General features: G+C 47.9%; 20 protein-coding genes. 8 read left to right on the top strand and 12 right to left on the bottom strand.

Going from position 1 to position 20,639, the window contains the following annotated elements:
- Positions 1-121: 121 nt before the first annotated feature.
- Positions 122-976 carry a hypothetical protein gene (locus tag FS818_RS18505; RefSeq protein WP_145333619.1) on the bottom strand — a complete coding sequence of 285 codons (855 nt, stop codon included), beginning with the start codon at positions 974-976 and terminating at the stop codon, positions 122-124.
- Entirely contained in the window at positions 976-1,287 is a 312-nt protein-coding gene (locus FS818_RS18500; RefSeq protein WP_145333618.1) for an ArsR/SmtB family transcription factor, read from the bottom strand. The genes FS818_RS18505 and FS818_RS18500 overlap by 1 nt, the downstream gene beginning before the upstream one ends.
- Before the next feature lie 211 nt (positions 1,288-1,498).
- On the opposite strand from FS818_RS18500, the gene FS818_RS18495 reads away from it, so the two are divergent.
- Complete coding sequence (locus tag FS818_RS18495) at positions 1,499-1,888, top strand: nuclear transport factor 2 family protein (RefSeq protein ID WP_145333617.1); 390 nt, start codon at positions 1,499-1,501, stop codon at positions 1,886-1,888.
- An 889-nt stretch (positions 1,889-2,777) separates the two neighbouring features.
- On the opposite strand, the gene gntK is transcribed toward FS818_RS18495, so the two are convergent.
- The 4 genes from gntK to FS818_RS18475 form a co-directional block, all read right to left on the bottom strand.
- Complete coding sequence (gene gntK / locus FS818_RS18490; RefSeq protein ID WP_145333616.1) at positions 2,778-4,328, bottom strand: gluconokinase; 1,551 nt, start codon at positions 4,326-4,328, stop codon at positions 2,778-2,780.
- Between the two features lie 156 nt (positions 4,329-4,484).
- Complete coding sequence (locus FS818_RS18485; protein WP_145333615.1) at positions 4,485-5,312, bottom strand: carbohydrate ABC transporter permease; 828 nt, start codon at positions 5,310-5,312, stop codon at positions 4,485-4,487.
- 21 nt (positions 5,313-5,333) lie between these two features.
- Positions 5,334-6,284, bottom strand: a complete 951-nt coding sequence (locus FS818_RS18480; RefSeq protein ID WP_260984694.1) for a carbohydrate ABC transporter permease — start codon at positions 6,282-6,284, stop codon at positions 5,334-5,336.
- A gap of 95 nt (positions 6,285-6,379) precedes the next feature.
- Complete coding sequence (locus FS818_RS18475) at positions 6,380-7,654, bottom strand: ABC transporter substrate-binding protein (protein ID WP_145333614.1); 1,275 nt, start codon at positions 7,652-7,654, stop codon at positions 6,380-6,382.
- 402 nt (positions 7,655-8,056) lie between these two features.
- Here FS818_RS18475 and FS818_RS18470 point away from each other — a divergent pair, with 402 nt between their 5' ends.
- The 5 genes from FS818_RS18470 (at position 8,057) to FS818_RS18450 (ending at position 14,289) form a co-directional block, all read left to right on the top strand.
- Entirely contained in the window at positions 8,057-8,830 is a 774-nt protein-coding gene (locus tag FS818_RS18470; protein WP_145333613.1) for a GTP cyclohydrolase II, read from the top strand.
- A gap of 259 nt (positions 8,831-9,089) precedes the next feature.
- Entirely contained in the window at positions 9,090-9,659 is a 570-nt protein-coding gene (locus tag FS818_RS18465) for a glycerol-3-phosphate responsive antiterminator (RefSeq protein WP_145333612.1), read from the top strand.
- Positions 9,660-9,681: 22 nt separating this feature from the next.
- Entirely contained in the window at positions 9,682-11,169 is a 1,488-nt protein-coding gene (gene glpK / locus FS818_RS18460; RefSeq protein ID WP_145333611.1) for a glycerol kinase GlpK, read from the top strand.
- Between the two features lie 405 nt (positions 11,170-11,574).
- Entirely contained in the window at positions 11,575-13,233 is a 1,659-nt protein-coding gene (locus FS818_RS18455) for a glycerol-3-phosphate dehydrogenase/oxidase (RefSeq protein ID WP_145333610.1), read from the top strand.
- A gap of 69 nt (positions 13,234-13,302) precedes the next feature.
- On the top strand, positions 13,303-14,289 hold the full coding sequence (locus tag FS818_RS18450) for a Gfo/Idh/MocA family protein (RefSeq protein ID WP_145333609.1): 987 nt from the start codon (positions 13,303-13,305) through the stop codon (positions 14,287-14,289).
- Positions 14,290-14,411: 122 nt separating this feature from the next.
- Here the strand turns inward: FS818_RS18450 and FS818_RS18445 are convergent, their stop codons facing one another.
- Positions 14,412-14,699, bottom strand: a complete 288-nt coding sequence (locus tag FS818_RS18445; protein ID WP_090921779.1) for a winged helix-turn-helix transcriptional regulator — start codon at positions 14,697-14,699, stop codon at positions 14,412-14,414.
- A gap of 525 nt (positions 14,700-15,224) precedes the next feature.
- Here FS818_RS18445 and FS818_RS18440 point away from each other — a divergent pair.
- Positions 15,225-15,608 (top strand): DoxX family protein, encoded by a 384-nt coding sequence (locus FS818_RS18440; RefSeq protein WP_186331753.1) that lies wholly within the window; start codon positions 15,225-15,227, stop codon positions 15,606-15,608.
- Positions 15,609-15,716: 108 nt separating this feature from the next.
- Here FS818_RS18440 and FS818_RS18435 read toward each other — a convergent pair whose 3' ends face one another.
- From FS818_RS18435 to FS818_RS18415, 5 genes are all read right to left on the bottom strand, one after another.
- On the bottom strand, positions 15,717-16,553 hold the full coding sequence (locus FS818_RS18435; protein ID WP_145333607.1) for a DNA alkylation repair protein: 837 nt from the start codon (positions 16,551-16,553) through the stop codon (positions 15,717-15,719).
- Positions 16,554-16,637: 84 nt separating this feature from the next.
- Positions 16,638-17,342 carry a Crp/Fnr family transcriptional regulator gene (locus FS818_RS18430; RefSeq protein WP_145333606.1) on the bottom strand — a complete coding sequence of 235 codons (705 nt, stop codon included), beginning with the start codon at positions 17,340-17,342 and terminating at the stop codon, positions 16,638-16,640.
- 127 nt (positions 17,343-17,469) lie between these two features.
- Positions 17,470-17,988 carry an AbrB/MazE/SpoVT family DNA-binding domain-containing protein gene (locus tag FS818_RS18425; RefSeq protein ID WP_145333605.1) on the bottom strand — a complete coding sequence of 173 codons (519 nt, stop codon included), beginning with the start codon at positions 17,986-17,988 and terminating at the stop codon, positions 17,470-17,472.
- Between the two features lie 104 nt (positions 17,989-18,092).
- A complete protein-coding gene (locus FS818_RS18420) occupies positions 18,093-18,773 on the bottom strand; it encodes a CidB/LrgB family autolysis modulator (RefSeq protein WP_145333604.1) in 681 nt (226 codons plus the stop codon).
- Positions 18,770-19,141, bottom strand: a complete 372-nt coding sequence (locus FS818_RS18415) for a CidA/LrgA family protein (protein WP_145333603.1) — start codon at positions 19,139-19,141, stop codon at positions 18,770-18,772. Before FS818_RS18415 ends, FS818_RS18420 begins: the two co-directional genes overlap by 4 nt.
- Positions 19,142-19,342: 201 nt before the next feature.
- Here FS818_RS18415 and cidR point away from each other — a divergent pair, with 201 nt between their 5' ends.
- On the top strand, positions 19,343-20,233 hold the full coding sequence (cidR, locus tag FS818_RS18410; RefSeq protein WP_145333602.1) for a cidABC operon transcriptional activator CidR: 891 nt from the start codon (positions 19,343-19,345) through the stop codon (positions 20,231-20,233).
- The last annotated feature ends 406 nt before the right edge of the window (positions 20,234-20,639 follow it).

Raw genomic sequence — 20,639 nt, 5'->3', positions numbered from 1 at the left:
GTTCACTCCCATCATCCTCATTTCCTCTTATTATACGAGTCCAACCCGAAATCTGTCGATGTCAGTATTGTAACCTGGAGGTTAGATAGTAATGCGCGTCAGATGTAATAGATGAAGCAAATTAGACGTTACTTTGAGGCAGGTAAGGCCCGAAGTAATCAAGTACGTTTTCGGCATGATAGCCATCATCGCCCTGCCAAGTTGCGACAAAGATAAAGTCGCCCGAACCACCTTTACGTTTCCTTGGCGTATCCCTAGAAACGAGAATACCGGCGGCCGCCCAGATTTCTAGCAGTGAGTCCCGTTCTTGTTTACTGGACGGTACACAATCCTTCCACTTTTTCTCCAGAGAGCGTGCGCTGTCTTGCGGGTCTCCTGTCTGTGAGGCTTCCAGCATCTTGGCGAGAATCGTTTGGTCTTCCTCAGTCACTTCGTAAGGGGGAATATGATTGCTCTCCGTGCTGTTGCTACTATAATCGTTGTAATCCTGAAGCAACAATTCCAGATCCAACAGGAAGTAGAGCAACCATCCGTGCCGCACGCCACTCCATTTGATTCGTTCAAAATTGAGCACGTTTAAATCTGCATCCACATATTGTTTATCCGATTGTAAACGAAGGAAGTTACAGTCCCCGCAGGCACTTGTATTGGCATGCAAAGCCGGGCGTTCACCGTAGGTATGCAGAGGCATGTTTCGTGTCAAAGCCCAGCTGGATAACGCGCTGCGCAGATACACTTTTTTGGTGGATAGGCTGTGTAGAAAGGCTGTAATGACGCGCTCTTTAAGCGCAGGGTTCTGATGCATGTGATGCAGGCGCTGTACGATCTCGTCATGGCTGATCGTGAGAGGGTCGAACATGACGCCCTTGCTTTTGGCATATTCAAAATCGTCACCCGCAAAGGGGGCGTGGGGGGATTTCCAACCGCCACCACCCCAGAATGTACTCAATAGAATTTTAGCTGCTTTTTTATCCATTAGGCTGAGCCTCCTGTTTGTAGAATCATAGCGACCAGTCCTGGAAAACGTGCAATGAGTTCGTCCTTTCTAAGGGAATAAAAGTGCTGTTTACCGTCAATGCGTGGCTGAATAATGCCAGCTTCGCGCAAGATTTTGATGTGATGGGACAACGTTGATTTGGAGATATGGTCGACTTCAAAAGCCGAGCAATTTTTCTCACCCGAGCTGGCCAGGCAGTATGCGATTTTCATACGGATGGGGTCACCGAGTGCATTGCAGACCGTGGTCAGACTCATTTCCGAAGCGGTAGGTATCGTTATAGTTCTCATAAGATAGACGTTAGCATAGTTGGCTTTTTCTTTCAATGTTCGAAAAAAATCGAAATATGTGTTGCGATGAAGCTTGGAAGTGTGGTAAGGTTCTTTTCGCATTATATTGTTCGATATTATTCGAACTGATAACATGTATAACATGTGATAAGCATACGGCATGCGATTTTTCGTTCGAAGCGACATGAGACCAACAGGAGGCTAATTATTAATGAATACAGCAGCGAACATTACGATGTTGAATAACTATTTCCGATTATTTGATGCTTCACGGACAGATCAGCGGGCTATGGAGGATTTGTTATCCCTGTTTACACCGGATGCGGAGATTGTGTTGAATGGCACTAGCCATACTGGGTTTGAGGGATTTATGAAAGCTTTCTATAATTACAACCAAGACATTAAACATATGTGGGATGCCTGGGTGCCCCAGCCGGACGGCAGTTATCAAACGAATTGGGCTGTGTGCGGACAGGCAGCGGATGGATCGGTGTATGCGAAGACGGGCGTGGATATTGCGCGTGTGAATGATGCAGGCCGGATTGTATACTTGGAAAATGTACAAGCGGACGAGAATGCGTTCAGCAAATATAATTCGTAAGAGTGAACAAACGGACAAGACTCAACAAATTCGTAACAAAGGACTAATTAAGTTTAACAAGATCCAACCTCTTCATAGGGCATTTTTGATTGAGCAGTATAATGGAGTGCTGATAATCGGTCATTCCCGTTGTGTTGTCAACTCCACAGCTTTAAGCCGTGGAGTTTTTTTTTATCTTTGGAGAGAGTGTGCCTTACATAATGAACATATTTATTGAAAAAAAGATGGAATGAAATAGGCTCTTCCCATCTCCTGATTCGGGAAGAGCCTTCATTAAGGAAAGGAGAGACAAATGAATGCTACGCTACCATGGTTGCTTCATTTCATATCCCCGTGTAGCTCACCGCTACAAAATAAGAGGTCTTGAAGGTCAGGGTGTTTGAAAAGAAGTCCCACACACGAATCGAATTCTAACGATCACCAGAGACGCTATTTGGCGGAAAAAGTAAGCTTTCAGATTCTAACGATCACCAGAAACGCTATTTGTTCGAGATAGCCGTTTCTGGGACACTTTTAACCTGAAAATGTGGAAATAAGGTGTCTGGTGATCGTTAGATTTCAAAAACCTCTGAAAAGCACTAAATAAGCTCTCTGGTGATCGTTAGCGCTTTACCTTTCACTAACTGCTACCAATGATCGTTACCATCATTCGCGTGTACTATCCGCAACCGTAGACCATTGCCATCATTCCCGTGTAGTATTCGCTTCAAGAGATAATATCGTCAAGCTTCTGCTTAGACTTCCTGCATCATTCGAACACTGAGGGCGCTAGTAATTCGCTCCAAAACCTCTAGCTCCGAGAATGGTTAACACCAGTTCTCCGCTATCCATCTCTATCCGTCTAGTTCAGAGAGAGATCCTAACTGTGCTCTATTGTGCCAGCGGATTACTACTCCTGCATCATTCGATTCTGAAATGCCGCAATATCCGCATATTCCTCTTCGAATTTGCGTGAGATGCGGATGAAAATCGGCAACAGTTCGCGATACACACGCACACGTTCCGGGTGTGGCTTATGGCGGTGTGTTGAGCCAATCATGCCGGAAACGGCGCTCAGGGAATCGATGCGGCCTGTGGCATACAGCCCGAGCACAGCGGCACCAAGGCAGGAACTCTCGATGCTTTCGGGGATGATGACATCCTGATCGAAAATATCGGCCATCATCTGCCGCCACAGCTCGGAGCGAGCGAAGCCTCCAGTGGCCTGGATCTTTTTCGGACGACCAATCTTTTCCTCAATGGCGAGCATAACCGTGTACAGGTTAAACAGCACACCTTCCAGCGCTGCACGGATCATATGCTCCTTCTTGTGATGCAACGTCAGACCGAAAAACGATCCGCGTGCGTTCGGGTTCCAGAGTGGTGCGCGCTCCCCGGTCATATAGGGGTGAAACAGCAGTCCGTCTGAACCTGGGGGTACATTTTCAGCGACACGTGTCAGGACTTCATACGGATCGATCCCGAGCCGTTTTGCCGTTTCCACCTCAGACGCCGCAAACTCATCCCGAATCCAGCGGAAAATCACGCCGCCATTGTTCACAGGCCCGCCAATCACCCATTGATCCTCCGTAAGCGCATAACAGAAAAATCGTCCTTTGGGATCGGTTACTGGTTTATCCACGACCGTACGAATCGCCCCGCTGGTACCGATCGTCACAGCAACAACCCCTGGGTCAATAGCATTTACGCCCAGATTCGAGAGTACGCCGTCGCTTGCCCCAATCACAAACGGAGTCGTTTCCGCGATACCCATCGCTTGGGCATATTCGGGATTAAGCCCTTCTTTGAATACATGAGTTGTCGGTACAAGGCTGGACAGATGCTCCGGCGTAATGCCTGCGACATGTAATGCTTCCGCATCCCATTCGAGTTTTTCCAGATTCATAAGCCCGGTGGCGGAGGCCATCGAATGGTCGATAACAAATTCAGAGAATAGCTTGTAGAACACATATTCCTTCATGGAGATCAATTTATGTGTCTGTCTGAACAAGTCCGGTTCTTCCCGGGTAAGCCACATCATTTTAGTTAGTGGAGACATGGGATGAATGGGTGTACCCGTTCGCAGGTAGATTTCATGTCCGTTCATCTCCGATTTGAGTGCTTCTGTCCACTCGGCACTGCGATTGTCTGCCCATGTCATCGCTCGCATCAACGGTTTGCCTTGTACGTCTACAGGCAGAATGCTATGCATGGCCGAGCTGAACGAAACAAACAGAATGTCGTCCGGCTGTACCCCTGCTTTAGAGGTGGCTTGATGCACGGAGGAAATAACGGCTTGGAAAATGTCCTCTGCATCCTGCTCTGCAATCGCGGGTGTTGGTGTGTATAGCGGATAATCTGCACCACCTTGTGCAACTATGCTACCGTCTTGCTTGAACAACACAGCCTTGGTTGAGGTTGTGCCGATATCTACGCCGATCATATAAGGTGAAGCCGCCATGGTGATCATCCCTCTTCCATTTCAATTACTGCGTCTGAAAGTGCTATGAATTAACGTCTGGTATCTCATCTATAGAATAAGAATATCAGACTTGAGGGAAGGATCAAAATGGCGTCACATATATACACCGCTCCAGGGAGTCTTACCTCCCCTGGGTCAGTCCTTCACCGCTCCTGCGGCAATATCCGAGATAAACTGGCGGCTGATGAACAGGAACATGATGATGAGTGGAAGAACGGCAAGCAGTGTACCTGCAATGACCATCGCATAATCCGTGTTATAGAGTCCGTTTAATTGAGACAAAGCAATTTGCAACGTGTATTTGCGTGCATCTGTTAGTACAATTAACGGCCACAGGTAGTCATTCCACACACCGATAAAGGTGAATGCACCGAGAAAAGCAAATGCTGGCCGCAGAATCGGCAATGCGACGTTCCAATACAAGCGAAAGAAATTACATCCGTCGATCCGTCCTGCATCGAGCAGATCGTTCGGGATGGATTCCGTCGCATACTGACGGATCCAGAAGATGCCGAAGGCATTGACCATGCCCGGAATAATGAGGGCTTTGAAGGAACCTACCCACCCGAACGTGGCCATCAGCACGAAGGAAGGCACCAGCGACAGCTGGGAAGGCACCATCATGGTGGCGAGCAGCAGGACGAAAAGCCATTTTTTGCCCGGAAACTCAAACTTCGCAAACGCAAATCCCGCCAGTGAATCAAAAAACAACACCAGAATGGTTACTACACCCGATACAAACAAGGTATTCAGAAAGGCTCCCCAAAAATCAATCTGCTGCAAAACCCGTGTAATATTGTTCCACAGTTCACCGCCGAACCAGAGCTGGGGCGGAAACTTGTAAATGTCGGACGTTGTTCGGGTGGACATAACCATGAGCCAATAGAACGGGAACATGGATATAAGCATGCCACCGATCAGGCCGGTATACAGCACCAGCGACTTGAGATGTTTGGACGCCATGAGCGCTCCCCCCTTGTCACATCAGGATGATTTGCCTTGAACAAGCTTCCAGTTCACGATGGAGAACAGGGCGATAATCAGGAACATGCCCCATCCAACGGCTGCACCGTATCCAAAATAATTGTTGATAAATGACTCACGGTACAAGTAAAGTACGATGGTCATACCAGCTGCTCCGGCACCGCCGTCATTGCCCACCAGCACCTGCGGTTCAGTGAACAGTTGCATGCCGCCAATCGTAGACGTAATGACCGTGAACAGAATGACCGGGCGTAGCATCGGAATGGTAATACGGAAGAAGGATTGCACAGCGGATGCCCCGTCGATTCTGGCCGCTTCATACAGCGTCTGCGGGATGCTCTGAAGTCCGGCCAGATAGATAATGGCGTTATATCCGGTCCAGCGCCAGACCACCATGGATGAGATGGCAATTTTGATGCCCCATGGTGCATTCAGCCACTCGACGACCGGAAGGCCGACCGACTGCAGCAGATAGTTAAGGAAACCGTAATTGTTTGCAAACAAAGCCCCGAAGATGATGGCTACCGCCACAATGGATGTGACGTTGGGCAGAAAGTAACCGACCCGGAACAAGGTACGGAATTTGATGAAAGGCGCATGTAGTAGAAACGCAATAATAAGAGCGAAGAAAAGCATCGGAATGGTCGAATAGATCCAGATCATCAACGTGTTGCCAACCGCTTGCCAGAATTCAGCATCGGTGAGCATGTATTTAAAATTGTTCAAGCCGTTATACGTCATCACACCGATTCCATCCCATTTGTGGAAAGCCAGATATAGTGAGAATGCGATCGGGAACAGTCCAAACACGGCGAACAGAATGTAAAAAGGCGAGATGGCAACATAGAGCGCACGATGCTCCCATATGCGGGCCCAAAGTGACTTTTGCCGGTCCAGATCGGGCAGGAACGGACCGGAATCAGGGGACGTGCGAGGTTCGGTGACAGCCATAACAACTCCTCCTTTACGGGTACGAAACCAACATTAAACGAGATCGAGTGAAGGTAACCCATATATGTCATAACCGTTGGGATCAAATACATGCCTTAACGTTGTAATTCCCGCTCGACCCGGTGCACCGTATCCGACCAGGCTTGCTGTGGATAAGCGTTTTGTTTGGCAATATCGTTCAGCCGCCGGGTGATAATGTTGTGTACAGACGGATATCGTTCGCCAAAAAAGGCATCTGGCACATGCTGTGCAGATTCAGCAAATATCGGACCTGTTGCTTGCCCGCCGAAGAAAGGTTCCTTTTCTTTCATGGCTGGTTCATCAAACACACGTGGAGCTGACGGGAACAGGTTGAGCGTCTGATACTGCTCCAGTTGGTTCTCTGGACTTTGCAGCCAGCGTATTAACTCGAAGGCCTCCTTCGGATGTTTGCTTGATTTTAAAATAGAGAGAAAGGAGCCGCCGTTATTGCCGTCTCCCCCGGGAGCGCGAGTCACACGCCATTTGCCCGAAGTGTCCGGTGCGGCTTCCTGGAGCACCTGCTTCATCCAGACTGCACCAACGAACGAGGCAATTTCGCCGTTATTCATCGCTGCATTCCAGGTGGGTGTCCAGCCGTCAGCGTTAGCAAGCAGTCCCTTTTCCTTAAAAGCAACGGCTGTGTCCCAGCTTTTGCGTACAGCAGGAGAATCCATGCCGATAAACGACCCGTCTGGACGGAAATAGCGTTCTTTAGCTTGGGAAAGCACTTGGTTGTAAACGCTTCCGATATTATCGGTCAGAAAAACCTTGCCGCCAAACTTCTCCTTTATCTGCTCTCCGGCAGCAGCATAGGCATCCCAGTTATCAATCTGGCTTGCAACCTGCTCCGGTGCGGAAGGTAGCCCTGCTTCCTTGAACAAGTCTGCACGATAGAAAAGAGCTGTTGGCCCCGTATCCATCGGAAAGCCGATCATCTGTCCATTTGGCGTCACACCCTGCTTCCATTTCCACGGCAAATACTGGTCTTCCACCTCTCCTGCGCCTAGATCATACAGGTTATAGAAGCGATCCTCGCTCGGGAATAACTCCATGATCCAGTCGTTAAGTGCGACGATATCTGGCTCACCTGAGCGTGCAGCGAGGGTGGTTTTGAGCTTGGCTTTGAAATCCCCGCCGATCTTCTGGGCAGTCAGTTCAATATTCGGGAATCTCTCTTTAGCCTTCGCAATGAGTTTGTCATCAATAGATCGATTCCAATACCACAATGTAAGCGCTACCTTTTTACTGGATGCTGAATCATCCTGTCCCGGCCAGATGGAGCATCCGCTGATTAGCAGGACACAGACCATGATGATGGCTATCCAACAGGTTCTTCTACGGCGGTTCATAGGCTAACCCCCTCATCATTAGGTTTGACGCAAGAAGTATCAAGGACTAAGGCTGGGCTTCGTGGACTACACCAATAGTGTATGAGTAGTTTCTAAACTCATACCCAATTTTCCTTAAATGAAACACGTGGATTGTGTCCATTACGTAACATAAATTTAGTAGTTACTTTAAAAATAAAAGTTACTTGACACAATATAATTTTTATTCTAAACTAACTTACATTAAGTAACTAATTATAGTGAGGATTATATAGATACGTAATATTTCGCTGTGAGCAGGGCTTGAAAACAAGATCTCTTTGAATGTATTACGTCAGCAAGTGATCCAAAATCAAAGCGGTTGCGAATGCATAATATTATGACACATTTTGAGATGAAGATGCGTAACAGGAGGAACGAACGATGATCAATTCACATATTATTCAACTGCTTGCCCCTAAAATCCAGACTTTTCCGAGTGGAAAAGAATTCATACATTTGGTGGGACCCATTAAACTGCCGGTCAATCTGGATGGGGAAACGAGAACATTTCAATGGTACAGCTGGCTGAAAACGGACAAAGCGATGGAAAGCGGCGAACTGATCGCATCTCTTGCGGGTGCTGAACTGGCAGAGCGTCAGCAATCCAGCGTGCTGGTGTATGGCGATTTTGCTGAGGCGCAGGATGCGTTGATTCGTATGCATAGCATCTGTCACACGGGCGATATCTTCGGTAGCAAACGCTGTGACTGCGGTTTCCAGCTGGAGCAGTCCATGAAGATGATTGCGGCACACGGCGCAGGTGCGCTGTTCTATCTTGCGAACCATGAAGGACGGGGCATTGGCCTGTTCAGCAAAGCAATGGCTTACATTTTGCAGGAAGAAGGTCTGGATACGGTAGATGCGAACCTGCAACTTGGCTTCACGGATGATGCACGTAATTATGACGATGCGATTGCTGTATTGCGTGCACTTCGGTCAGCTCCGGTTACGTTGATTACGAATAATCCACGTAAGCTGGCTGCACTGCAGGAAGCAGGACTCAATGTCGGCGGGCGCGTTCCGCTGTGGGGAGATCGGTCGGCATTTAATGAGAAGTATCTGCAAACGAAAGTGAACCGTTCAGGTCACTTGGCGGAAAGCGATAGCTGGACAGATGCGGGGACAGAGACACGTGTTCCACATGCACAGGCTTGATTGATTAAGGATGAATATTTGGATTTATATGGTGATTTATAGTGATCATACGTAGGTTGTAGTGTAGACGGGCTGTTACGGTACTTTTCATATTGAAAAGTGCAGTAGCAGTCTTTTTGCGGTGTAAGATACCTCGCCGGGAGGAATATGCGGCATGTCGCCTGAGTTCTGGAATTTGGCGACTTCCCCCAAATCACTTGCCGTTGGTGTGTGACGAATTATACAATATAGGCATCTGATTAATGCAGGAGGAACGATGGTGGCATTTGAGGGACAGCGTATTTTGCCAGCGGCGAAGAGTATGAAGCAGTTTGAAGCAATCATCGAAGGCCCTTATACATACGGGGTCATGTTGGAGACGCATATCGCACAGCTGCAGAGCATGATGGAGCAGGCTCGGCGGTATGGGAAGAAGATTTTGCTACATGCCGATCTGGTGCAAGGGCTGAAAAATGACGAGTACGCCGCAGAGTATCTGTGCCAGCATATTCGTCCTGCCGGACTAATCTCCACAAGGGCCAGTATCATCCAGAAGGCGAAACAAAAAGGCATTACGGCGATTCAACGGGTGTTCCTGTTGGATACCCATGCGCTGGAGAAAAGTTACCAATTGGTTGCCAAAACACAGCCCGACTATATCGAGGTATTGCCTGGTGTCATTCCGCATATTATTGCGGAGGTGTCTGAACGGACAGGTATCCCCATTATTGCAGGGGGGCTGATTCGTACACCTGATGAAGTGGAACTTGCACTCGGTGTGGGAGCGGCGGCTGTAACGACATCCAATGATGATTTGATCAAGCATTTTGGGAAATCGCTTACATTTTGATTACACACTGGAGGCACAAGGTATGGAAAAATTTATTTTGGCTTTGGACCAGGGTACAACAAGCTCCCGGGCAATTCTGTTTAACCACAGCGGCGAGATTGTGCATATGGCACAGCAAGAGTTCCCGCAGTATTTTCCCAAACCGGGCTGGGTAGAGCAAAATGCCAACGAAATCTGGAGCTCCATCCTCGCCGTAATGGCATCCTGTCTCGCGGAGAGTGGCATCAAACCCGCACAGATTGCAGGGATCGGCATCACCAATCAACGGGAAACCGCGGTGGTGTGGGATAAGCAAACCGGCAGACCGATCTATAACGCAGTGGTATGGCAGTCCATACAGACAGCATCCATCTGTGATGAGTTGAAAACGCAAGGGCTGGACGACCTGTTTCATCAGAAAACAGGCTTGCTCATTAACCCTTACTTTTCGGGTACGAAAGTAAAATGGATTCTGGATCATGTCCCTGGTGCACGTGAACGGGCAGAGAAAGGAGAGTTACTGTTCGGCACCATCGACAGTTGGTTGATCTGGAAGCTGAGCGGCGGTACCCATGTTACGGATGTTTCGAATGCTTCGCGCACCCTGATGTATAACATCTATGAGCTGCAGTGGGACGATGAATTGCTGGATATTCTGGATATCCCTAAGGCGATGCTGCCTGAAGTGAGGGGCTCTTCCGAGATCTATGCGCATACGACAGATTACCATTTCTTCGGTCATCGGGTTCCGATCGCGGGTGCGGCAGGTGATCAGCAAGCTGCATTGTTTGGTCAGAGATGTTATATCCAGGGCAGTATGAAAAATACATACGGTACCGGATGTTTCATGTTGATGAACACGGGCGAGAAGCCTGTACAATCGGATCACGGGTTGATTACAACGATTGCCTGGGGTGTGGATGGTAAAGTTCAATATGCGCTGGAAGGCAGCATTTTCGTAGCAGGTTCAGCTGTGCAGTGGCTGAGGGACGGCCTTCGCATGCTTCGTTCTTCCAAAGACAGTGAGGACTATGCGAAGCGAGTGCCTTCGACGGACGGGGTCTATATGGTGCCTGCCTTTGTGGGACTCGGAAGCCCGTATTGGGACAGCGATGTGAAAGGAGCCGTATTTGGCCTTACTCGTGGCACCACGAAGGAGCATTTTATCCGTGCTACACTTGAGGCGCTGGCTTATCAGACCAAGGATGTACTGGAGGCTATGGTGACCGATTCCGGATACCCCGTACATACGTTACGTGTTGATGGAGGCGCTGCGGCGAATGATTTCCTGATGCAATTCCAGAGTGATATTCTGGGCATTGCTGTGGAGCGTCCGTCAGTGAACGAAACGACAGCTCTCGGTGCAGCCTATCTGGCAGGCCTGGCGGTCGGGTTCTGGTCGAACGTAGATGAATTGAACCAGCATGATCATACGGAGCGAGTTTTTGAGTCTGTGATGGCCAAGGACGAGCGGGAGCAGTTGTATTCCGGTTGGCAACGAGCGATCAAGGCGGCCATGGCTTTTAAATAAAATAGATTTACGTCTTCTTCATTATATGCAAATGGTCATTTGTACTTTTTCGTCAAACATATGTTATAAATGATATTTACTGGTGGAAAAAGATGTTTCATTTACAGGGATTATCTTCCTGGATGGAGAGAATGCATTGTCCACAATAAGGAAAATTGTAAAGTTAGTGGCTTGCTTTGAAATTCCATCCTTGCACAAAAAAAGTTTTTTAAATTTTTTTGAATAATGTGTCAATTCAGGCCTTCACGCCACCGAAAATCTGTGATAGGATTAGGTTACAAGTTAAAAAATGATGTCTGGAGATCGGGAGGGACCACGTGCGTTCAGCAATTGCTGAACGAATGACGTGGTCCTTTTTTTGTTGTTTTTTAGAGAAAAATAAGGGAAATTATGGAGGGTTTATACATGACAGCAACGTTCTCGGCGGCAAAACGAACCGAATATATGGAACAAATGGCGAATGCACATTTTGACGTATTGGTGATTGGTGGAGGCATTACGGGCGCAGGAATTGCACTGGATGCGGCATCTCGCGGATTGAAGACGGCGCTTGTGGAGATGCAGGATTTCGCGGCAGGCACATCGAGTCGTTCCACAAAACTGGTTCATGGCGGCTTGCGCTACCTGAAGCAGTTTGAAGTGAAGATGGTAGCCGAGGTTGGAAGAGAGCGGGCGGTGGTTTATGAGAATGGACCCCATGTGACGACACCAGAACCAATGTTATTGCCTATATACACGGGAGGCACGTTTGGCCGTTTCAGTACGTCCATGGGTTTGATGGTGTACGACCGACTTGCTGGAGTGAAGCGCAGTGAACGTCGCCAGATGCTGAATGCCAGTGATACATCTGCAAGTGAGCCTCTGCTGCGGAAGCAGGGACTGCTGGGAGGCGGACGTTATGTGGAGTACCGAACGGATGATGCGAGACTTACGATTGAAGTCATGAAGGAAGCAGTGCGGCACGGGGTGCTGGCTGTTAATTATATGAAAGCAACTTCTTTTCAGAAGGAGAATGGAACGATTACAGGCATCCATGTGATGGATCAACTAAACGGAAATCGTTATAAACTAATTGCGAAAAAAGTAATCAATGCTTCGGGGCCATGGGTAGATACCCTCCGTGAAGTGGATGGCTCACGTCAAGGCAAAACGCTACAGATGACCAAAGGCATTCATCTTGTATTTGACGGGGCACGATTCCCGCTACGGCAAGCGGTTTACTTTGATACGCCAGATGGACGCATGGTCTTTGCGGTGCCGCGGGATGGCAAAACCTATGTAGGTACAACCGATACCGTATTCCGTGATGACCCGGCTCATCCGTTAATTTCGGAGTCAGACCGTGATTATGTCATTGATGCAGTGAACGGCATGTTCCCGGATGTCCGGATTCGTGCAGAGGATGTAGAGTCAGGCTGGGCAGGCGTGCGTCCATTGATCCATGAGGAGGGTAAGGGCCCTTCAGAGATTTCGCGTAAGGATGAGGTCTGGGTATCGGATTCCGGCCTGATTACCATTGCCGGAGGTAAATTGACGGGGTATCGCAAAATGGCCGAGATGGTCGTGGATCTGGTTGCACGTCAGATGCAGCAAGAGTTCGGGTACACCCCGGGACCTTGTGTAACCAAAAAGATGCCGATCTCCGGCGGAGATGTTGGCGGTTCGGCCGGATACGTCACGTACACCGAACGCAAGATCAAGGATGGCGTTGCCCTAGGTTTGGACCGGAAAGCGGCGGAGCGGCTTGCCCGTACGTATGGCTCCAACGTGGATGCGCTGTATGAGCGCATGCCTGACCCGCGAGCCAAGGCAGAGCTTCAAGGCATGCCGCAAGAGCTTTTGCTGATGCTTCGTTACGCGATGGAGGAAGAGATGGCGGCAACGCCCGCTGATTTCTGGGTACGCCGAACGGGAGATTTATTTTTCCGCATCGATGAGGTACGCCGTTATAGATCAGCAGTCAGCATGTATATGGCAGAACAGCTTGGCTGGTCAGAACAGCAGGTAGCAACCTACGCTAAGGAATTGGATCAACTGTTGCTGGAAGCATCCGGCAAGAGCTAGAAGAGCAGGAATTTGCCGAGCCGGGTCGAATGGAACATGTAAGCGCGTAACAGAGAGGGGATTACATCCATGACATTACAGATCGGAATCATAGGAACAGGCTGGTTCAGCAAAGTACACGCAGATATTCTTACACGCATGGAAGGTGTTCGTGTCGCAAGTGTATGCGGAACAACACTCGAAAAGGCAGAAGCGATGGCTTCCGTATATGATGCAGCGGGTTACGATAATCTTGAACATATGCTGGAAGGTGAGAAACTGGACGCCGTATACATCTGTGTACCTCCGATGTCTCACGGATTCATCGAGTCAGAGTTGATCAAGCGGGGCATTCCGTTCCTGGTGGAAAAACCATTGAGCACAGGAATGGACGTACCGCTCCAGATACTGGAGCAGGTGCAACAGTCTTCTTTGTTAACCTCTGTAGGCTATCATTTCCGTTACCAAGGTGCTGCGCAGGTCATGAAACAAGCCATGCAGGAGCAAAAGGTGGGCATGGCTCTGGGGCGCTGGATGGGCGGCATGCCTGGCGTTGGTTGGTGGCGCCGTCAAGACGGATCGGGAGGCCAGTTTGTGGAGCAGACGACCCATATTGTGGATCTCCTGCGTTTCTGTGCAGGCGAAGTGACGGAAGTCTATGCGGTTGCAGCCCAGCGCAGCATGCATGAGAAGCATGAGCATGTGACGGTGGATGATGTCGCTAACGTGACACTGAAGCTGGAAAGCGGTGCGATTGCAAGCATTGCGAATACGTGTTTACTGCCTGACGGTGAGGGTGGAGCAGGGCTGCAATTCTACACGGATGCCGGTGTGTGGGACTGGACACCTGACCGTCTTCTGTTACCGAGTGCGGCTTCGCATCCGATGGCAGGACTTGAGGTTTCAGCTGGACAGAATCCTTATGAACGGGAGAACGAAGCATTTATTCATGCACTTCGCACGGGAGATCGATCACGCATTTTGTCCGATTACGCAGATGCCTGCCGTACACAGGCGATCACCGTCGCTGCTCAGGAATCCGTGGACTCCGGCCTGCCTGTAAAGATCAAAGCTTAAACAGATCGTTAGCGCACAAAAACGCCTGCGACCCGAACCATGTTCTCTGTGGTTCCGGGTGCAGGCGTTTTTCCTATAAAATTTAGGATAAATAAGACCTCTTGTTTGTAGTTGTATCTGAACTACTTCAATTGTTGCTGTTCTTTTAACCAGTCCGAAGACCAGCTGTAGATTTGATTAATAACAGGTTCAATCGCTCTACCTTTAGGGGTAAGCTCATATTCCACACGGGGCGGAATCTCGGGATACATATGCCGGGTTACGATGCCTTCCGTCTCCATCTCTTTCAGACGCTCCGATAACAGCCGTCCGCTAATCGCCATCTCGGCCTCCAGTTCCGTGAACCGTTTTGGTCCGGACAGCAGCTGATACATAATCAGCAGTACCCACTTTTTCCCGATGATGTCCATGGCTTGTGTAATCAGACAAGGGCTTGGGGATTTTACTTTTCTCAGCTTCAACGTGTTTCACCTCGATTCATGGAAAATGTGCAATACAAGCTATATAAAAGGACAAAAGCTTCTGCCGCTCTGGAAAATAAAAGTCCTTCATGTGAAGGGTGGTCACTACAAAATATACTGTAACATACCTTTTGTATGTATTATACATCATTTTACGAAAAATTACTTGATGAAATTATCTTATTATTATATACTAACTTCATAAAAGTAAGTTTGTGAGTAATAATGCGTATTATAAATGTACATACCATTTCCGGTTAAGTTGTCACACAATCAGAGCAGTGGATAAACCTCGGTAATTTGAACGTTATCAAAATTCTAGGGAATTTTATGAAACTACAGTTTCTCCTAGGGAACTTTTACATAGATGAGTGCTGCAGCACAAACTGTATTTTGCTGAATTTTGTGCAGAAAAGATTAGCGATAAGTTAAAGATTCTCAAAATAACACTTGGACGAATGGGAGATGGAAGATATGAAAAGGGTGTTGGGATATGTTTTTTTGGTGGTGCTGGCAGGTGTTTTCGTCATGACGGGATATACGAAAGTTACGGGAGCGGAGATGATGATTGATACCTTCGAGAGTTTCTCTTATCCTACATGGACGATGTATTTGATCGGTGTGTTGGAACTGCTTAGTGCGGTTGGGTTGCTCATTCCGCGTACCCGTATTCTGGCTTCGGGAATACTAACGTTCATTCTGATCGGAGCTGTAGGCAGCCATTTAATCTATGCACAATATGCGGCTATACCGCTCCCGGCAGTATTGCTTGTAGCAAACATCGTCGTGTTACTGGTTAGTCTGCACAGACTGGAAGAAGAAGAGAGCAACATGGATATGGATATCGTACAGGCATAGTTAGAGTATAGAAATTCGTTTTCATAAATAAATGAGTAACGCCCGTTATCCATTGAAGGATGTGCTTGCCTCTAATTTGTTTAGATGTAAGCACATCCTTCCCGCGCATCAGATACTTCGTTGACCACGCTTAACGATTCGTTGTGTAGGTTTGGTATCCGATTGTTCGATCCACATGGCACATGTCTGCCGAACCCAATCCGGGTTTGTTTTACTGGCATCGTTCAACCAGTTGCTGACGGAGTCCTGTACATAGGGGTGTGCATCGGATTTCACAGGGGATAGCAAGGGAAGGGCAATCTCCGGATGATCTTTCAAAGGCTGGATGTGTTTCGCCCATACCCCGCGAGGACGGGTGGATTCAATGGCGAAGCGGCGAATCATCGGATCGGGATCGCTACTCCACGGGATTAAATCTTGGAGGGCCGTTAATAAATCTGCACGGATGGAATCCCGCACGGCCATCCAGGCGATCTCTCTTACGCCAAAGTGAGCATCCGCTGCAAACGGGCGGATCTGCTCCAGCTTTTCCGTCACATGCAGATGGGGATTCAGCCCAATGATATAAGCTACCCAGCAGCGAACACTGTCTGATCGGTGATTTGCTAACCATATGAAAAGGTCTGCTCCGTCCTGCCTTGGTATTCCCTCCATATATTCCAGCCAGAGTGAGCCTATTGCAGGGATAACTTTCATGATGCGGTGTTGATCCTTCGGCTCCAATTTTCCATAGACATCCTGTGTGGAGATGGGAACATCAAGTTCGCGGGTGATCTGTTGCAAAAGAAGAATATGGTCTACCGCCAGCCACTCCGTCAGATTCACGGATTCGATCGTTCCGCTTTGTAACAGGTGGCGAATGTGTTCTGGAATTTCGGCGGCTTTACGCGCACCTTTGCGAAGTAGGATATCTTCGTTGATGGTATTGTCAGGGCTCGTTTCCATGGTTTGGCCTCCTTGCTTGTCTGCATTCATTTATACATAACGTACAATGAAACAGGTGCACAGGGATGTAAGGCAGCTTACAAGTTATCCGTCTTGCAAAGGGGAAATTAATTGGCGAAAGGCCTTGAGTTCACTTGCATGAAGAGAAGCTGATTTGAATCCGGTACGGATACGGCCTGATTGCGAGAGTTCTTTTATAGCTACCGTAACAGATTCCCTGGAGGCACCTGCCATCCAGGCAATTTCCTGATGTGTAATAGTACACTGAATCAGGCAGTATTCATCCTTTTTCGTCCAACCCATTTGCTCGGCCAACCGACATAAACTATGAATGATTTTGTCATGCAAATTCCCGAGTGCAAGAGTCTGTGTCAGTTCACTCATTCGCTTCATTCGTTCACTCAGCACATGCATCATTCTCATCATAAATGCCGGATGATCGATTAAAAACTGCTCAAATCGGTTTCTGTCCATCAGGCAGATGTCGCAGTTCTCCAGCGTTTCGATATATAAATCACGCGTGCCGAGGGAAATGCCCTTCATTTCTCCAAAAACGTTACCTTCACTCAACATATCCACCGTAAATTGTTTTCCCTCAGGGCTTAATGTATACAAGCGAACTTTGCCCCGTTTGATAAAATAAAACCCTTCTGTGAATGTATCCGGTCTCTGAATGGTTGTATGTTTAGGGAGTGTTGTTATCGACGTCATACTGTCCATCTCAACGAGATCAGCCTCGGATAAGGAAGACATGAGGTCGAATTGAGACAGATACATAATTTTATCCATGAGACTCCTTTCGCTCACCATATAAAATGATAAAAAAAGAAGAACCCGATGAAGCCAGGGTTCTTTGGCAGCGTGCTATCCATTGCTTAGGAGTACGCTGTTTATTTATGATGATATGCCGTTCCAGCTATAATAACTTTTTTAGTTGAGAGACGCGTCCCTGGCTAATGCCAAGTTTCTCCGCAATTTGCTGTTGAGCGAGGCCAGGATTCTGTTCAATAATCTCTTTCATCTGTTGCAGCATGCGCGCCGTTTTTGGCCGCAGGTCGGGGTAGTCCTGATTCGCAGCAGCATCTCCTTCTTCCCAGGAGGAAGCTGAGGCAGCAGCGGGTTTAGGCACAGGACGTTCTTTGGGTGCAGAAACCTGTTTGTTTTCAGGTACGAACCAGTCGGGAGTGTCATCTGGGTGTTTTAATTGAATCGCACAAGTCCGGCAGATGAATTGCTCTTTGAAATACATTTCCGTATCCACGTCACCGCAAAAAATACACAATGTTGATTTGTACTTTCTTAAAATCAACTCTTTCCCTTCAATGAAAAATTCAAGCGGATCGCCGATATGGATTTCCATTGTATCCCGCATCTCTTTGGGAAGGACAATTCGTCCGAGACGGTCCAGAGATCTCTTCATTCCGGTTCTTTTCATCGCATCTCCCCCGCAATATTAACATTAAAACCTGTCCTTATTGTAAGGAAGAAAGGGCTTTAATACAACAATAATATTTCAAAAAAAAGGGATTATTCCAACTATTATGGGAAAATAAGTTTGGAGAGCGCGGGAGCGACGGCTAAAGTGAAGAGCGCAGCCAAAACCATGGAGATACTGGAGATCGTTCCTGTCAATGAACTGAGCTCGAAGGCTTTCGAAGTTCCTGTGCCATGAGCACCTGTTCCGAGGAGTGTACCGCGAGCAATCTCGCCATCAATACGAAGCATTTTGACGATAGAAGGCCCCATAATAGCCCCAAGTAGCCCGGTCATAATCACGAATACGGCCGTCACTGCCGGGATGCCCCCGATAGAAGCAGATACATTCATCGCAATGGGCGTTGTAATCGAGCGCGGAATCAGACTATGAATCAAGCCGGAGTCGAGATGCAACCATTTTGCAAGCATAGCGGAAGAGAGTACAGCCACAATTGAGCCGGTCATGACACTGATCACAATCTCGGAAATATGTTTTTTGAGTACATGGAAGAAGGTGTAGAGCGGTACGGCAAAGGCAACCGTAGCAGGTTGCAGCAGAAGGCTAAGCCATTTGCCTCCGCTACTATATGCGGCATAATCCGTTCCAGTCACTAGAAGTATGCCTACAACCAATAGCGGCGTAATAAGTAGCGGTGACAGATATACTTTGGGCAGACTGCGATACATTTTCTTGGCAACCAAGTAGATCCCGACCGTTAACAGCAAACATAAAAATCCAATCATCCGGTGTGACGCTCCTTTCGTTTGGCAATACGTGTAGCAACAAGGCCGGTACAGGCCATAACCAGAAATGTGCTTAGCAGCACGATAAATAAAATTTGCAATCCGTCATGCTCCAGCATAGGCATGTAATTCATGATGCCAACCGCCGACGGGATAAAGAATAACAGCAGTTCACCGAGCAACCATGCCGCTCCGACCTCAATCCAACGCAGCTTCACCACGCCAGTTTGCAGCAAGACGAACAGCACGATCATTCCGAGAATAGACCCGGGTACAGGCAGGTGGAGAGTACGGGCCAGCAGGTCCATCAGCAGTGAAAAAACCATTAGTAACGCAATTTGCATAATCCCGATGCCCCATTTTTTCACGCGAATCCCTCCTTTATATATATCAACATGTGTCTAATAAATTTGCTTTGAATATTTGTGAAAATGAATGGAAATGTTGCTTCGTATCACAAATTTTACATCGCATTCTTTCATGAGTAAAATGCATATTAAGAATGTTTTCTATTCCATTTATCTATGTTGATAATAGATGGAGCCAGAATCACAGGAGGGGATGAGACGATGGATATTCGTCATTTGCAATATTTTCTCGAAGTTGCCCGGCAACAGAGCTTTACAAAGGCCGCCGAGGTGCTGTATATCACTCAACCTACAATAAGTAAGACGGTTAAAAGTCTGGAGGAGGAGCTGGGCGTGACCTTGCTGGATCGATACGGTAAACAGGTGCAGCTAACGGATGCGGGGCATGTCTTTTTTCGGCAGGCGCTGGAGATTGAAAAATCGTTCCGTAGTCTTTCATCGGAATTGGACGATCTGATGAATTTGAAGAAGGGACACCTGCGCATTGGTCTACCGCCAATGGTAGGATCGAGTTTCTTTCCAATGATTATCGGTGAGTTCCATAAAGCGTATCCCCAAGTGAGCATTCAATTGTTTGAGGATGGGGCGAAAAAAGTGGAGGCTGATGTCATCAGCGGTGCGCTGGATATCGGTGTGGCGGTGTTGCCGACGGTCGATGAACTGCTCGATCATTTTGTGTTTGTTCAGGAAAAGCTTAATCTGCTCGTGCATCCTTCGCATCCCCTTGCTGAAAAGGAGTCGGTCGCACTCCATGAACTGGAACAGGATGCGTTTGTTTTGTTTCGGGAAGATTTTGCGCTCCATGACCGCATTATTGCGGCTTGCCAGCAAGCTGGATTCCAGCCGCATGTGGTCTATGAGAGTTCCCAGTGGGATCTGTTAAGTGCGATGGTTGCGGCGAATCTGGGTGTGGCCTTGCTACCGGAGACGATCTGCCGTGAGGTTGATCATATGCGCGTAAGAATCATCCCCGTTATTGAACCGGTCATTCCTTGGCAACTCGGCATGATCTGGCGGAAGGATCGATATCTGTCATTTGCTACCCGTGAATGGATCGGATTTACCCAGTCCATGCTGGGGAACAGAGAGTGAGGTCGATCCTTGAGCCTGAGCATCCATAGGTTAGTTATCGTTTGGAGTTCCGTTATGAATGGTCAGAAGCCCATTACTCAATCACTAATGATCTGATTAACGGGCTTTTTCCAGTTTTATCGATCTTTTCTTCTAATTTTATTGTCATTCCAACCGATATAAAGTTACTGAGGGGGTGTGTATTAGGAAGATACTAGTAAGGGAAGCATACAAGATTTCCGGAAAAAGATAAGTTAAAAATGGGTTGGTGTCTGAGCGTTCAGAAGTTAGATGATTTGAAGTCTGTGGAAAATATACAGAGTAGAGTTCGCGGTAATTACATATATTTACCACCTGTGACATGTGAAGTATGAAGTATGTTATATGTAGCTCGAATTTCAAAAGAGATGCCAATTATTCTTAATTC

Origin of the sequence: Paenibacillus xylanexedens, assembly GCF_007680605.1 — a bacterium.
In the GTDB taxonomy this organism is placed as follows: Bacteria; Bacillota; Bacilli; order Paenibacillales; family Paenibacillaceae; genus Paenibacillus; species Paenibacillus xylanexedens_B.
The sequence above is the reverse complement of the archived record's forward strand: the minus strand, read 5'-3'. Positions and strand labels throughout refer to the sequence as shown.

Bases quoted from the DNA above. Each gene is read 5' to 3' on its own strand.
- FS818_RS18455 (WP_145333610.1), top strand. From the start codon at position 11,575: ATGACAGCAACGTTCTCGGCGGCAAAACGAACCGAATATATGGAACAA.
- FS818_RS18440 (WP_186331753.1), top strand. From the start codon at position 15,225: ATGAAAAGGGTGTTGGGATATGTTTTTTTGGTGGTGCTGGCAGGTGTT.
- FS818_RS18500 (WP_145333618.1), bottom strand. From the start codon at position 1,287: ATGAGAACTATAACGATACCTACCGCTTCGGAAATGAGTCTGACCACG.
- glpK (WP_145333611.1), top strand. From the start codon at position 9,682: ATGGAAAAATTTATTTTGGCTTTGGACCAGGGTACAACAAGCTCCCGG.
- FS818_RS18495 (WP_145333617.1), top strand. From the start codon at position 1,499: ATGAATACAGCAGCGAACATTACGATGTTGAATAACTATTTCCGATTA.
- FS818_RS18435 (WP_145333607.1), bottom strand. From the start codon at position 16,553: ATGGAAACGAGCCCTGACAATACCATCAACGAAGATATCCTACTTCGC.
- FS818_RS18420 (WP_145333604.1), bottom strand. From the start codon at position 18,773: ATGATTGGATTTTTATGTTTGCTGTTAACGGTCGGGATCTACTTGGTT.
- FS818_RS18475 (WP_145333614.1), bottom strand. From the start codon at position 7,654: ATGAACCGCCGTAGAAGAACCTGTTGGATAGCCATCATCATGGTCTGT.
- FS818_RS18505 (WP_145333619.1), bottom strand. From the start codon at position 976: ATGGATAAAAAAGCAGCTAAAATTCTATTGAGTACATTCTGGGGTGGT.
- FS818_RS18425 (WP_145333605.1), bottom strand. From the start codon at position 17,988: ATGAAAAGAACCGGAATGAAGAGATCTCTGGACCGTCTCGGACGAATT.
- FS818_RS18430 (WP_145333606.1), bottom strand. From the start codon at position 17,342: ATGGATAAAATTATGTATCTGTCTCAATTCGACCTCATGTCTTCCTTA.
- FS818_RS18480 (WP_260984694.1), bottom strand. From the start codon at position 6,284: ATGGCTGTCACCGAACCTCGCACGTCCCCTGATTCCGGTCCGTTCCTG.
- FS818_RS18485 (WP_145333615.1), bottom strand. From the start codon at position 5,312: ATGGCGTCCAAACATCTCAAGTCGCTGGTGCTGTATACCGGCCTGATC.
- FS818_RS18470 (WP_145333613.1), top strand. From the start codon at position 8,057: ATGATCAATTCACATATTATTCAACTGCTTGCCCCTAAAATCCAGACT.
- FS818_RS18445 (WP_090921779.1), bottom strand. From the start codon at position 14,699: ATGGACATCATCGGGAAAAAGTGGGTACTGCTGATTATGTATCAGCTG.
- cidR (WP_145333602.1), top strand. From the start codon at position 19,343: ATGGATATTCGTCATTTGCAATATTTTCTCGAAGTTGCCCGGCAACAG.
- gntK (WP_145333616.1), bottom strand. From the start codon at position 4,328: ATGGCGGCTTCACCTTATATGATCGGCGTAGATATCGGCACAACCTCA.
- FS818_RS18450 (WP_145333609.1), top strand. From the start codon at position 13,303: ATGACATTACAGATCGGAATCATAGGAACAGGCTGGTTCAGCAAAGTA.